Annotated in this window: 15 protein-coding genes; 2 read left to right on the top strand and 13 right to left on the bottom strand. The window is 52.7% G+C overall.

All coding sequences use genetic code 11. The annotated features are described in order from the left end of the window. The 9 genes from CRO33_RS22895 to fkpA form a co-directional block, all read right to left on the bottom strand. Positions 1-710, bottom strand: a 710-nt coding sequence (locus tag CRO33_RS22895) for an elongation factor Tu (RefSeq protein WP_141399046.1), incomplete at its 3' end; no start/stop codon positions are given. Between the two features lie 69 nt (positions 711-779). Beyond that, a complete protein-coding gene (gene fusA / locus CRO33_RS22900; RefSeq protein WP_097119691.1) occupies positions 780-2,894 on the bottom strand; it encodes an elongation factor G in 2,115 nt (704 codons plus the stop codon). A 93-nt stretch (positions 2,895-2,987) separates the two neighbouring features. Further along, the gene (rpsG, locus tag CRO33_RS22905; RefSeq protein WP_007886246.1) at positions 2,988-3,458 is read right to left on the bottom strand and encodes a 30S ribosomal protein S7; all 471 of its coding nucleotides are present in this window, start codon (positions 3,456-3,458) and stop codon (positions 2,988-2,990) included. Positions 3,459-3,554: 96 nt separating this feature from the next. Further along, positions 3,555-3,929: a 30S ribosomal protein S12 gene (rpsL, locus tag CRO33_RS22910; RefSeq protein ID WP_006120575.1), complete on the bottom strand. Its 375-nt coding sequence runs from the start codon at positions 3,927-3,929 to the stop codon at positions 3,555-3,557. Positions 3,930-4,055: 126 nt separating this feature from the next. Beyond that, positions 4,056-4,343 (bottom strand): sulfurtransferase complex subunit TusB, encoded by a 288-nt coding sequence (gene tusB, locus CRO33_RS22915; RefSeq protein WP_097119692.1) that lies wholly within the window; start codon positions 4,341-4,343, stop codon positions 4,056-4,058. A gap of 9 nt (positions 4,344-4,352) precedes the next feature. After that, positions 4,353-4,712, bottom strand: a complete 360-nt coding sequence (gene tusC, locus CRO33_RS22920; protein WP_034830771.1) for a sulfurtransferase complex subunit TusC — start codon at positions 4,710-4,712, stop codon at positions 4,353-4,355. Next, a complete protein-coding gene (gene tusD / locus CRO33_RS22925; RefSeq protein ID WP_058960611.1) occupies positions 4,712-5,098 on the bottom strand; it encodes a sulfurtransferase complex subunit TusD in 387 nt (128 codons plus the stop codon). Before tusD ends, tusC begins: the two co-directional genes overlap by 1 nt. Then, a complete protein-coding gene (locus CRO33_RS22930; protein ID WP_034830776.1) occupies positions 5,098-5,820 on the bottom strand; it encodes a helix-turn-helix transcriptional regulator in 723 nt (240 codons plus the stop codon). Before CRO33_RS22930 ends, tusD begins: the two co-directional genes overlap by 1 nt. Before the next feature lie 268 nt (positions 5,821-6,088). After that, positions 6,089-6,919, bottom strand: a complete 831-nt coding sequence (gene fkpA, locus CRO33_RS22935) for an FKBP-type peptidyl-prolyl cis-trans isomerase (RefSeq protein ID WP_045833796.1) — start codon at positions 6,917-6,919, stop codon at positions 6,089-6,091. 279 nt (positions 6,920-7,198) lie between these two features. On the opposite strand from fkpA, the gene CRO33_RS22940 reads away from it, so the two are divergent. Next, positions 7,199-7,417 (top strand): SlyX family protein, encoded by a 219-nt coding sequence (locus CRO33_RS22940; RefSeq protein WP_034830802.1) that lies wholly within the window; start codon positions 7,199-7,201, stop codon positions 7,415-7,417. A 46-nt stretch (positions 7,418-7,463) separates the two neighbouring features. On the opposite strand, the gene slyD is transcribed toward CRO33_RS22940, so the two are convergent. The 4 genes from slyD to kefG all read right to left on the bottom strand — a co-directional run bounded on the left by slyD (position 7,464) and on the right by kefG (position 10,806). After that, positions 7,464-8,018 carry a peptidylprolyl isomerase gene (gene slyD, locus CRO33_RS22945; RefSeq protein WP_034830781.1) on the bottom strand — a complete coding sequence of 185 codons (555 nt, stop codon included), beginning with the start codon at positions 8,016-8,018 and terminating at the stop codon, positions 7,464-7,466. 193 nt (positions 8,019-8,211) lie between these two features. After that, the gene (locus tag CRO33_RS22950; RefSeq protein WP_034830784.1) at positions 8,212-8,406 is read right to left on the bottom strand and encodes a YheV family putative zinc ribbon protein; all 195 of its coding nucleotides are present in this window, start codon (positions 8,404-8,406) and stop codon (positions 8,212-8,214) included. Positions 8,407-8,452: 46 nt separating this feature from the next. After that, positions 8,453-10,255, bottom strand: a complete 1,803-nt coding sequence (gene kefB, locus CRO33_RS22955) for a glutathione-regulated potassium-efflux system protein KefB (protein ID WP_097119693.1) — start codon at positions 10,253-10,255, stop codon at positions 8,453-8,455. After that, complete coding sequence (gene kefG / locus CRO33_RS22960; RefSeq protein WP_034830789.1) at positions 10,255-10,806, bottom strand: glutathione-regulated potassium-efflux system ancillary protein KefG; 552 nt, start codon at positions 10,804-10,806, stop codon at positions 10,255-10,257. Before kefG ends, kefB begins: the two co-directional genes overlap by 1 nt. A 115-nt stretch (positions 10,807-10,921) precedes the next feature. Here kefG and CRO33_RS22965 point away from each other — a divergent pair, with 115 nt between their 5' ends. Then, complete coding sequence (locus CRO33_RS22965) at positions 10,922-12,826, top strand: ABC transporter ATP-binding protein (RefSeq protein ID WP_097119694.1); 1,905 nt, start codon at positions 10,922-10,924, stop codon at positions 12,824-12,826. Positions 12,827-12,881 lie beyond the last annotated feature (55 nt).

Genomic DNA, 12,881 nt, shown 5'->3' on the forward strand with positions numbered 1-12,881 from the left:
ACGATACCGCGCTCAACACGACCGGTTACAACAGTACCACGGCCTGAGATTGAGAATACGTCTTCGATTGGCAGCAGGAACGGCAGGTCGATTGCACGTACTGGCTCTGGGATGTAGTTATCCAGGTGACCAGCCAGCTCAATGATCTTCTCTTCCCACTCAGCAACACCGTTCAGTGCCTGCAGAGCAGAACCGCGTACGATTGGAGTATCGTCGCCTGGGAAGTCGTAAGCTGACAGCAGATCGCGAACTTCCATCTCTACCAGTTCCAGCAGCTCTTCATCATCAACCATGTCGCACTTGTTCAGGAACACGATGATGTAAGGAACGCCAACCTGACGACCCAGCAGGATGTGCTCACGGGTCTGTGGCATTGGGCCATCAGTCGCAGCAACAACCAGGATCGCGCCGTCCATCTGCGCAGCACCGGTGATCATGTTTTTCACATAGTCGGCGTGGCCTGGGCAGTCAACGTGCGCGTAGTGGCGAGTCGGGGTTTCATATTCAACGTGTGAAGTGTTGATGGTGATACCACGAGCTTTCTCTTCTGGTGCGTTATCGATCTGATCGAACGCTTTAGCAGAGCCGCCGTAGGTTTTAGCCAGAACGGTGGTGATAGCTGCAGTCAGAGTGGTTTTACCATGGTCAACGTGACCGATGGTGCCAACGTTTACGTGCAGTTTGTTACGCTGAAATTGCTCTTTCGCCATGGCGATAATTCCTTACGTTGTGCCTTCATGAGTCATGAAGGCATCAGTTCACAATTTTTAAACCGTAGCTTATTTGCTACGAGCTTCAATAACGGCCTGAGCGACGTTGTTCGGCGCATCATCGTACTTCAGGAACTCCATGGAGTAAGAAGCACGGCCTTTGGTCAGAGAACGCAGCTGGGTTGCATATCCGAACATTTCAGACAGTGGAACTTCAGCATGGATCTGAACGCCAGTAGCGTTAGATTCCTGTCCTTTGAGCATACCACGACGACGGCTAAGGTCACCGATAACGTCACCGGTGTTCTCTTCCGGAGTCTCTACTTCAACCTTCATGATCGGCTCAAGCAGAACGGGCTGTGCTTTCTTAAAGCCATCTTTGAAGGCTAAAGAAGCGGCCAGTTTAAACGCCAGCTCAGAGGAGTCAACGTCATGGTAAGAACCGAAGTGCAGACGAACACCCAGATCTACTACCGGGTAACCGGCCAGTGGACCAGACTTCAGCTGCTCCTGGATACCTTTATCAACCGCAGGGATGTATTCAGTTGGAATCACACCACCCTTGATGTCGTTGACGAATTCGTAACCTTTAGGGTTAGAACCCGGCTCCAGTGGGTACATGTCGATAACAACATGACCGTACTGACCACGACCACCAGACTGCTTAGCGTGTTTACCTTCAACATCGGTAACTTTAGAACGAATCGCTTCGCGATAAGCAACCTGTGGTTTACCGACGTTCGCTTCAACGTTGAACTCACGCTTCATACGGTCAACGATGATGTCGAGGTGCAGCTCACCCATACCCGCGATGATGGTCTGGTTAGATTCTTCATCAGTCCATACGCGGAAAGATGGATCCTCTTTTGCCAGACGACCCAGAGCCAGACCCATTTTTTCCTGGTCAGCTTTGGTTTTCGGCTCAACGGCAATAGAGATTACTGGCTCTGGGAATTCCATGCGCTCAAGAATGATGACATTTTCTGGATCACACAGGGTGTCACCAGTGGTCACATCTTTCAGACCGATCGCAGCTGCGATGTCGCCCGCACGAACTTCTTTGATCTCTTCACGTTTGTTAGCGTGCATCTGAACGATACGGCCCAGACGCTCACGGTTTGACTTAACCGGGTTGAACACGGTGTCACCGGTGTTAACAACACCAGAGTAAACGCGGAAGAAGGTCAGGTTACCCACAAACGGGTCGGTTGCGATTTTGAACGCCAGAGCAGCAAACGGCTCGTTGTCGTCAGAATGACGCTCAGCCGGCGTGTCTTTACCGTCGTCCAGCATACCGTTGATCGCGGTAACGTCAGTCGGTGCTGGCAGGTATTCAACTACCGCATCCAGCATCGCCTGAACACCTTTGTTCTTAAATGCAGAACCACAGGTAACCAGGATGATTTCGTTTTTCAGCACGCGCTTACGCAGAGAAGTTTTGATCTCTTCTTCAGTCAGCTCTTCACCGCCGAAGAATTTCTCCATCAGCTCATCAGAACCTTCTGCAGCGGCTTCAACCAGATTCGCACGCCATTCATCAGCCAGTTCCTGCATATCAGCTGGGATATCTTCGTAAACGAAGGTAACGCCCTGATCTTCGTCGTTCCAGTTGATGGCTTTCATTTTCACCAGGTCAACAACACCGGTGAATTTCTCTTCTGCGCCGATTGCCAGCTGAAGCGGAACCGGGTTTGCACCCAGGCGCGTTTTCATCTGATCAACAACTTTCAGGAAGTTAGCACCCATGCGGTCCATTTTGTTAACGAACGCGATGCGTGGAACTTTATATTTGTTAGCCTGGCGCCATACGGTTTCAGACTGTGGCTGAACACCACCAACCGCACAGTAAACCATTACTGCGCCATCAAGCACACGCATAGAACGCTCAACTTCGATGGTGAAGTCAACGTGTCCCGGGGTGTCAATGATGTTGACGTGGTGTGGCTCGAACTGCTTAGCCATACCTGACCAGTAACAGGTGGTTGCAGCGGAAGTGATGGTAATACCACGTTCCTGTTCCTGCTCCATCCAGTCCATGGTTGCGGCGCCGTCATGCACTTCACCGATCTTGTGGTTTACACCGGTGTAGAACAGAACACGTTCGGTAGTGGTAGTTTTACCGGCGTCGATGTGAGCACTGATACCGATGTTACGATAGCGCTCAATGGGTGTTTTACGAGCCATTTGATTCCTCTGATTCTGAGACGTTCTAAGTTAAAAAAGCCCAGCAGGTAAGCCACTGGGACGCCCGCTGGGTTAATAACAACTACGTGGCTGTTACCAGCGGTAGTGTGCGAACGCCTTGTTGGCTTCAGCCATACGGTGAACGTCTTCACGTTTCTTAACTGCAGTACCTTTGTTCTCTGCAGCGTCAGAAAGTTCGTTCGCCAGGCGAAGAGCCATTGATTTATCACCGCGTTTACGAGCAGCTTCAACGATCCAACGCATTGCCAGAGCATTACGACGAACCGGACGGACTTCAACTGGAACCTGGTAGGTTGAACCACCAACGCGACGTGACTTAACTTCTACAGTCGGACGTACGTTTTCGAGTGCAACTTCGAAAGCTTCCAGACCATCTTTACCTGCACGTTGAGCCAGGGTATCAAGTGCGGTATAGACGATGGATTCTGCAGTAGATTTTTTACCATCTACCATCAGGATGTTTACAAATTTAGCCAGCAATTCTGATCCGAACTTAGGATCTGGCAGGATTTTACGCTGACCAATAACGCGACGACGTGGCATGGAAATACTCCGTTGTTAATTCAGGATTGTCCAAAACTCTACGAGTTTATTTTGACATTAAAGTGAAAATGTTTGGCCTTACTTAACGGAGAACCATTAAGCCTTTGGCTTCTTCACGCCGTACTTGGAGCGTGACTGCTTACGGTCTTTAACACCTGAGCAGTCAAGCGCGCCGCGAACGGTGTGGTAACGCACACCTGGCAAGTCTTTAACACGACCGCCACGAATCAGGATCACTGAGTGTTCCTGGAGGTTATGACCTTCACCGCCGATGTAGGAGGTAACTTCAAAACCGTTAGTCAAACGCACACGGCAAACTTTACGCAGTGCTGAGTTTGGTTTTTTAGGGGTAGTGGTGTACACACGAGTACAAACACCACGTTTCTGCGGGCAAGCTTCCAGCGCAGGCACGTTGCTCTTTGCAACTTTGCGTACGCGTGGTTTGCGAACCAGCTGGTTAACTGTTGCCATTAAATAGCTCCTGGGATTTAGCTTTTTGCTTCGTAAACACGTAATAAATCGCCTCGTATTACTACGAGGAGGCAGAATTTTAGGGCTGTGTCAAAAGGGTGTCAAGAAATAACCAGGTTTTCCTTGCTACCAGGCCACTTGTTGTTGGTGCTTCACCGTCATCGCAACGAAACCAGTATAGTCCAAACGTGCTACTTTGATCGAAATTTGCTCAACCAACCCACGCGCGACCACATCTTCCTCAAGAACCCAAAGCGCGGCCGGAGAGGCTTGCAGCTTGATGAACATCTGGCTGCCCTCAAGCGCGGCCGTGACGCCATCCTGCATTAGCAGCAAGTCGTCGCCCTTCTGCATCAGCAGTAACAGGCTATCGATATCGCATTGCCAGGGTGATTGCAGCAGCGTGTAGAGCATGTTGGATTCTCAGAAACGAAGGATTCGATGATAAGTGGCGAGTTTCTGGCGCAGTGTCGCGGCATCCAGCACTTCAGCCGTCATCACGCGTTCAGCCGTCAAGCTTTGCCCGCGCGCATCAAGTGACTCTCGGCAGGCGAAACACTGGTCGATGTCGTAGAGATCGAGCACGCCGAACGTCGCGATATAGTTGCGAGCCAAAATCTGCTCAGGCTGCTGTGCGCGTTGCAGTTGCAGTACGCCATCGCCAATAAAGAACAGTCCAATGTCTTCGCTGAGCGCGCCAGTGGCCAGCACCGCATCCAGCCCTTCCCTGCCCGCGCTGCTGCCGTGGGGTGCCTGAGTGAAAAGAAATGCCACACGATTCATCAGAATTGCACCAAACGATCACAGCTCAACGCGGCTTCTGCCAGCGCACCTAAGCCGCTCAGTTCAAAACCAGGCTGCAAATTACTGCCCACCAGTTGCAAGCGCGTCGCTTCCTGCTCATCCGTCACGCCACGGCGCAATGCGGCAGCCACGCAAATATTTAGCGCGGCACCACTCTCTTCGCGCAGTTGCTGCCATGCGCGCACCACATCGACTTCATCGCTGGCAGGTGAAGTGAGCTGATTGGCATTCAGCACGCCTTCTCTATAAAAGAAAACACTTTCCAACTGGTGCCCTGCTTTGAGCAACGCACGAGCAAACAGCAATGCACTACTGGCATTCTGCGTACCGTACGCTGGCCCCGTTACCAGCAAGGTATAGCGCATTAGCGATCCTGCCCCTGGAAGTCTCCACTTTTGAACTGGCGGATGTAGAGATAAACCGTGTGTTTGGAAATATTGAGACGATCGGCCACCTGGTTAATCGCATCCTTGATATCAAAAATTCCCTTCTCGTACAGGTTGAGCACAATCTGGCGATTCTTGGCGTTGTTCGACACATTGCGGTCGTTGCTCACTTCCTCAATGGTAAATTCCAGCGTTTGCATCACCAGGTCTTCGACTGAGCTGGCAAAGTTGACGTTGGAATCTACCTGCTGCATTTCCGGCGGCATAAAGGTCGACATAATCTGCGAGAACGGCACATCAAGGTTCATGTTAATACACAGCAGGCCAATCACGCGCTGCTGACGATTGCGAATCGCGATGGTGACCGATTTCATCAGCACGCCGCTCTTAGCGCGCGTGAAGTAAGCACGGGACACATTGCTGTCAGCGCCATGCATATCGTGCAGCATGCGCAGTGCCAAATCGGTAATCGGCGAGCCCACTTTACGGCCGGTATGTTCACCGTTGGCGATGCGCACGGCGGAGCATTTCAAATCTTCCAGTGAGTGCAGCACGATTTCGCAGTGCGAGCCGATCAGCATCGCGAGGCCATCAACGACGGCTTCGTAAGATTTGAGAATATCGTAATCGGCTTGCTCGAACGGACGTTGCTCCAGTAAATCGAAGTCAGTCAGTTCACCGGGATTGAATGGATTAGACATCGAAGACATTACCCTAAATGGCTGGAGCCTGTCTCGACAGCTTTGGGGCAGACTCATATTGTGATAGTTGTGCAGGCGCTAGTCTGGCAAATGTCGGGATGTTTAGCCAGAGCTTTACTCATTCCCCTAAACAATTTGGGTTGCTGCAAGACGGCATGTTGGTTCATGCCCTGAGCATGAGTGAGGATGGCGAGCACAGCCAGCGCAGCTCAAGTCTGGCGGACAAATAAAAACGCCGCCCGGAGGCGGCGTCAGAAGCGCAAGCAGATTACTGCGCTTTCTTATCAGCAGCGGCCGGAGCCTGTGCTTTCTCATCCGCTTTTGGCGCTGGCTTGATATCCAGCAGCTCAACATCAAATACCAGCGTTGAGTTGGCCGGAATGCCCGGAACGCCATTTTTACCGTAAGCCAGGTTCGGTGGGATCACCAGCTTGATCTTGCCGCCTTTCTTCACGTGCTTAAGACCTTCGGTCCAGCCTGGGATCACGCCGTCGAGACGGAATGACAGTGGCTCGCCACGGGTGTAAGAGTTATCGAACTCGGTACCGTCGATCAGCGTACCTTTATAGTTCACGACGACGGTGTCGCTGTCTTTAGGTGCGTCACCGGTGCCTTCTTTCTCAACCTGATACAGCAAGCCAGATTCAGTTTTCTTCACGCCTTTTTCTTTGGCGAATTTATCAGCGTAAGCGGCACCCTTGTCAGAGTTCTCTTTCGCGTCTTTTTCCATCTTCGCCTGTGCAGCGCCTTTCACGCGGCCTTCGAAGGCTTGCAGTGTCTGCTCGATCTCTTGATCAGACAGTTTGCTCTTGCCACCGAATGCATCCTGAACACCTGCGATCAACTGATCTTTGTCCAGTTTGATGCCCAGTTTCTCTTGTTCCTTCAGAGAGTTGTCCATGTAGCGACCCAAAGAAGCACCCAGCGCATAAGCTGACTGCTGGTCTTCGTTTTTGAAGGCAGCATTTTTCGGTGCCTGCGGTGCTGCCTGAGCAGCGTCAGCCGGAGCCGCAGCGGTTTCAGCTGCCATTGCCAGCGGTGCATTCAGCGCAATGGCCATGGTGGTAGCTAACAATGTGACTTTAAACAGTGATTTCATCCTTTCTCCAAAACCGAAGCATCTAAACCTCGGGAATCATTGCGGACAGTGGCCCACACTATAACTTTACGTGGCAGCGGCGAACACTCCCACAACGTAATTACCCGCTTAACATCCGACCTTTTTTGCATCAGGAAGTTTCACCAGAGATGAAGGCATTAGCGCTGATTTCAACCGCAAAGCCCCATAAAGGTTAAAAATCGGGTGATTCTGCCGCTAAAGACCGTAGAATCACGCCCGATACGCGCCAGACGCAGCACCGTGACAGGAGAAGAAATGATGCAGCATGAAGAGTGGGAACAACGCCTTGAGGCGCTGGAGAGCAAACTGGCATTTCAGGAGCACACCATCGATCAGCTCAATCTGACGGTGACTCAACATGAACTGGAGATGAGTCGTATGCGCGAACAGGTACGTTTATTAGTGGATAAAGTGAAAGCCGCGACACCTTCACCGATTGCTTCGCAGTCCGAAGAGACGCCACCACCGCACTATTAAAGCAAAAGGCCACCTGAAGGTGGCCTTTTGTTGTTCAATGCAGAACTTAGTGGCTGCAACCGCAACCGCCAGTACCACAACCGCCCTGGCCGTGATCGTGACCATGGTCGTGATCGTGGTCATGATGATGACCATCTGCACCATGTACATGGCCGTGTGCGATTTCTTCTTCCGTTGCTTCACGGATCGCTACCACTTCCACGTTGAAGTTCAGGTTCTGACCCGCCAGCATGTGGTTACCATCAACCACAACGTGCTCGTCTTCCACTTCGGTGATTTCAACCGGCACTGGACCCTGATCGGTTTCTGCCAGGAAGCGCATGCCAACCTGCAGTTCGTCGACGCCCATGAACACGTCTTTTGGTACACGCTGCACCAGGTTGTCATCGTACTGACCGTAAGCGTCATTTGCCGGAATATGCACATCAAACTTATCGCCAACCGCGTGATTTTCCAGCGCTTTTTCCAGACCAGAAATCAGGGAACCATGACCGTGCAGATAGTCCAACGGTGCACTCACCGGTGACTCGTCAACCAACACACCGTCTTCGGTACGAACCTGATACGCCAGGCTCACCACCAGGTCTTTTGCTACTTTCATGATATCTCCTAACCGTTGAGAACTGAGATCCCGTCTCATTGGTCTATTTTGCGTGCAATAACCAACCAGAAAGGTTCAAGACTGAGGATGCCAACAAATGTGTTGCTGCATACTGCTCAGCGTTAATGGCGCCGATTGTAGCGGAATTCAATCCCGCTGTAAGTTTATGCTTAAAAAAAGCTGCGCCATTCCGCTACTCAGGATGAAAAATGCCAATCACTTGCTCATTGCTGCGCACCTTATCGCGAACTTGTTTATCCGCTTCACGCATTTGATGGCCGCACTGCACGCACTCCACCACTTCGACATTGTTTTCACGCCATAACGCCAGCGTGTCTTTTTCCTGACATTGCGGACATACCGCACCAGCAATAAAACGTTTACGCATACTCTTTCCTGCCCGCTATTAAGCAACGGATATGTTAAGTGTAGTCCTACTCGTCATCCCAACCGTCGATCTGACGTTTTTCATGCTGCATTTCGCGCTGGAAGATGTCTTCTAACTCACGACGAGCTTCACGCACACGTGAGGCCTGCGCATTATCATCGTGGCTTGGCACCAGCTCACGTAGCATGCGCATATCGAGTCGGCGGAAATGCTGTTGCGCGCGTTGCGCCTGATGCGGATGCATGCCGAGTGAAATCAGCGTCTTGCGCCCCAGCTCCAGCGCACTTGAGAAGGTTTCACGCGAGAACAACGTCACGCCCGCTTGCAGTAATTCATGGGCTTCCACACGGCCACGCGCACGCGCCAGAATTTCCAGCTGCGGGAAGTGCTGCTGGCAAATGTGAACGATGGACATCGAATCTTCCGGATCATTGCAGGTAATCACAATGGATTGTGCATTCTCCGCACCGGCAGCACGCAGTAACTCAAGCTCAGTGGCATCGCCGTAGTAAACCTTATAGCCATATTTGCGCATCAGGCTGACAGCCGAGATGTCACGCTCCAGCACCGTAATACGCTTATTGTTAGCCATCAGCAAGCGGCCCACCACCTGACCAAAACGACCAAAGCCAACCACAATGACCTGCGGCTGATCATCTTCGACAAACGGCTTCTCATTGTCATCATCGGGCTCATTGAACCGACGTGCGAGAATTTTATCCACCCCCTGCATCAACAGCGGTGTGGTCATCATCGACAGCGTCACCGTCACCAGCAACAGTGGTAATTGATCGCCGCTAAACAGTTTGGCCGACGAGGCCGCTGAAAACAGCACAAAAGCAAATTCACCGCCCTGGCTAAGCACCCCGGCAAACTGCAGGCGCTCGGAACTGCGTAAACCATAAATACGGCCCAGCACATAGAGCACCAGCGTCTTGACCGCCACGAGAATCACTACGCCAAGGATAATCTCCGCGATATGGGTATAGAGTACGCCCAAATTCAGCGCCATGCCGACGGAAATAAAGAACAGCCCGAGCAGCAACCCTTTGAAGGGTTCGATCGCCACTTCCAGCTCGTGCCGATATTCACTCTCGGCCAGCAGGATCCCGGCGATAAAGGTGCCGAGCGCCATCGACAGCCCTAGCATATCCATAAACAGCGCCGAGCCCAGCACCAGTAATAATGAAGCCGCCGTGAACACTTCACGCACACCGGAAGCGGCGATAAAGCGGAAAATCGGACGCAGCAGATAACGGCCACCCACCAGCATGACAGCAAACGCCAGCACCTTCATGCCCACTTTCAGCCAGTCAACATGGCCACTGTCGCCACCGGCCAGCAGCGGCACGAGGGCTAATGCGGGGATGACGGCCAGATCCTGGAACAGCAGCACCGAGAAGCCGAGCTGACCCGCTTCACTGCGATTCATGCCTTTATCGCGCATCAATTGCAGTGACATAGCCGTCGAAGACATTGCCAGGCCAATCCCGCCGATCACCGCGGCCTGCCAGCTAAAGTTGGTCAGCCACAGCAGCACACCGAGAATCGCGGCAGAAACCAATACCTGCGCAGCGCCCACGCCAAAGATTGAACGTCTTAGAGCCCAGAGCTTGGCGGGATTCAACTCCAGCCCGATGATGAACATCAGGAACACCACGCCGAGTTCGGAGAAGTGCAGAATCTCATCGACGTCACTAATAAACCCGAGTCCCCACGGGCCGATAGCAATACCCGCCAGCAGATAACCCAGCACGGCACCAATGCCTAGTCGGGCCGCAATCGGCACCACAACCACAGCGGCCACCAGATAAATCACTCCGGCAGTGAGTAACGTTTGACCTTCCATCACATCACTCCCTGCGGCAATGGTGACGAGAGCCAGTCACGGTAGGCGCGCGCATAATTGCGCATCACTTCCGGTGTCTGGCGGCGAGCCCAATAGATCACCATCGGCGTCATCCAGTGCATACGACACATCTGCGCCGTCAGCTCAAACGGACGCATGATGTCGCTCATCGGATAACGATTCAGGCCGTTATGGTGATACGCGGTTTCCGGTTCTCCGGTGGTCACCACGCTGCGCCAGTACTTGCCCTCCAGCGCATTCCCGTCCTGGCCGCTGGCAAACCCACGCGACAACACGCGATCCAGCCACTCTTTCAGCAAAGCCGGGCAGCTGTAGGTATACAACGGATGCTGGAAAACGATGATTTGGTGTTCGCGCAGCAGCTGCTGCTCGTAATGAATATCAATGAAAAAATCCGGATAGTGGGCGTATAAATCGTGCACCGTGACGTGGTCCAGTTCCATAGCCGACTGCAGCAAAACCCGATTAGCAATCGAATCCTGTGTTTCCGGATGGGCGTAAAGCAGCAAAATTTTGGGTGGCTGCGACATCGTTCCCCTCCAAAGCGTCGTCACCGCAACGGAATTCCGCTACCATGCTCGACGCAACTAACCATTATTGAATTATGTTGCCGATAAATTAACATATTCTGACGATACGGCGCTTATGATTGTCTTTTCCGCATTACAAATACGCCGCGGCACTAACGTGCTGCTGGACAACGCAACAGCCACCATTAATCCCGGCCAAAAAGTCGGTTTGGTGGGTAAGAACGGCTGTGGAAAATCCACGCTGCTGTCGCTCCTGAAGGGCGAAATTAGCAGTGATGCAGGCAATTTCACTTTTCCAGGTAACTGGGCGCTGGCATGGGTGAACCAGGAAACCCCGGCCCTCACTAAAGCCGCGCTGGAATATGTTATCGACGGCGACCGCGAATATCGTCAGCTTGAATCCGAATTAGCTGATGCCAACGCCAGGGATGACGGCAACGCCATCGCTCTGCTGCATGGCAAGCTGGATGCAATTCAGGCGTGGAGCATACATGCTCGCGCCTCCAGCCTGCTGCACGGATTGGGCTTTAGCCAGGAACAATTAATGCGGCCGGTGAGTGATTTCTCCGGTGGCTGGCGTATGCGCCTTAACCTTGCGCAAGCGTTGGTGTGCCGATCCGATCTGCTGCTACTTGATGAACCGACTAACCACCTCGATCTTGACGCTGTTATCTGGCTAGAGCGCTGGTTGAAAAGCTATGAAGGCACGCTGATCCTCATCTCGCATGACCGTGACTTCCTTGATCCGGTGGTGGATAAAATCATTCATATCGAACAGCAGACGATGTTCGAATACACCGGCAACTACAGCTCGTTCGAGCGCCAGCGCGTCGCCAAACTGGCGCAGCAGCAGGCGTTGTTCCAGAGCCAGCAGGAAAAAGTACAGCACCTGCAAAAGTACATCGATCGCTTCCGCGCCCAGGCCACTAAAGCCAAACAGGCGCAGAGCCGTATCAAGATGCTGGAGCGCATGGAGTTAATTGCCCCGGCTCACGTCGATAACCCGTTCAGCTTCAGCTTTCGCGCACCAGAGAGCCTGCCCAATCCATTACTGAAAATGGAGAAAGTCACGGCGGGTTATGGCGAACGCATCATTCTTGATGCCATCAAACTGAATCTGGTACCGGGTTCACGCATCGGTCTACTCGGCCGTAACGGTGCGGGTAAATCAACGCTGATCAAACTGCTGGCCGGTGAAATTGAAGCGCTGGATGGCAAAGTTGGCCTGGCAAAAGGCATCAAGCTTGGCTACTTCGCTCAGCATCAACTTGAATACCTGCGCGCCGATGAATCGCCATTGCAGCATCTGGCCCGTATTGCGCCACAAACGCTGGAACAACAGCTGCGTGATTATCTCGGCGGCTTCGGTTTCCAGGGTGATAAAGTCAGTGAAATCACTGAACGTTTCTCAGGCGGTGAAAAAGCGCGACTGGTGCTGGCACTGATCGTCTGGCAACGTCCAAATCTGCTGCTACTCGATGAACCGACCAACCACCTTGATCTCGACATGCGTCAGGCATTGACCGAAGCGCTGATTGATTTCGAGGGTGCGCTGGTGGTGGTTTCGCATGACCGTCATTTACTACGATCCACCACCGACGATCTCTATCTGGTGCATGACCGCAAAGTCGATGTGTTTGAAGGCGATCTCGATGATTACCAGCAGTGGTTGAGCGATCTGCAAAAGCAGCAAGCCCAGCAGGATGCTGCACCGAAGCAGGATAACGCCAACAGCGCCCAGTCTCGTAAAGATCAGAAACGCCGCGATGCTGAACTGCGCGCGCAAACCCAGCCGTTGCGTAAAGAGATCGAGAAGTTAGAGAAGCAGATGGCGAAGTGGCAGAGCCAGCTCCGCGAAGCGGAAGCGATGCTGTCAGACAGTGCAATTTACGATCAGAGCCGTAAGGCCGATTTAACCTCGGCGCTGCAACGTCAGGCTGAAAGCAAATCGGCGCTGGAAGACGTTGAAATGGCCTGGCTGGATGCCCAGGAACAACTGGAGCAAATGCTGGCGAGTTAGTGTTCAGCATCCATGCTGCCCCTGCAGGGTGAGTGCCTGCTGTAAGATCAGCAGG

Origin of the sequence: Pantoea sp. GL120224-02, from assembly GCF_900215395.1 — a bacterium.
Taxonomy (GTDB): Bacteria; Pseudomonadota; Gammaproteobacteria; order Enterobacterales; family Enterobacteriaceae; genus Pantoea; species Pantoea communis.

Bases quoted from the DNA above. Each gene is read 5' to 3' on its own strand.
- tusB (WP_097119692.1), bottom strand. From the start codon at position 4,343: ATGCTCTACACGCTGCTGCAATCACCCTGGCAATGCGATATCGATAGC.
- CRO33_RS22940 (WP_034830802.1), top strand. From the start codon at position 7,199: ATGCAGCATGAAGAGTGGGAACAACGCCTTGAGGCGCTGGAGAGCAAA.
- kefB (WP_097119693.1), bottom strand. From the start codon at position 10,255: ATGGAAGGTCAAACGTTACTCACTGCCGGAGTGATTTATCTGGTGGCC.
- tusD (WP_058960611.1), bottom strand. From the start codon at position 5,098: ATGCGCTATACCTTGCTGGTAACGGGGCCAGCGTACGGTACGCAGAAT.
- fkpA (WP_045833796.1), bottom strand. From the start codon at position 6,919: ATGAAATCACTGTTTAAAGTCACATTGTTAGCTACCACCATGGCCATT.
- CRO33_RS22950 (WP_034830784.1), bottom strand. From the start codon at position 8,406: ATGCGTAAACGTTTTATTGCTGGTGCGGTATGTCCGCAATGTCAGGAA.
- rpsG (WP_007886246.1), bottom strand. From the start codon at position 3,458: ATGCCACGTCGTCGCGTTATTGGTCAGCGTAAAATCCTGCCAGATCCT.
- CRO33_RS22965 (WP_097119694.1), top strand. From the start codon at position 10,922: ATGATTGTCTTTTCCGCATTACAAATACGCCGCGGCACTAACGTGCTG.
- slyD (WP_034830781.1), bottom strand. From the start codon at position 8,018: ATGAAAGTAGCAAAAGACCTGGTGGTGAGCCTGGCGTATCAGGTTCGT.
- tusC (WP_034830771.1), bottom strand. From the start codon at position 4,712: ATGAATCGTGTGGCATTTCTTTTCACTCAGGCACCCCACGGCAGCAGC.
- kefG (WP_034830789.1), bottom strand. From the start codon at position 10,806: ATGTCGCAGCCACCCAAAATTTTGCTGCTTTACGCCCATCCGGAAACA.
- CRO33_RS22930 (WP_034830776.1), bottom strand. From the start codon at position 5,820: ATGTCTAATCCATTCAATCCCGGTGAACTGACTGACTTCGATTTACTG.
- fusA (WP_097119691.1), bottom strand. From the start codon at position 2,894: ATGGCTCGTAAAACACCCATTGAGCGCTATCGTAACATCGGTATCAGT.
- rpsL (WP_006120575.1), bottom strand. From the start codon at position 3,929: ATGGCAACAGTTAACCAGCTGGTTCGCAAACCACGCGTACGCAAAGTT.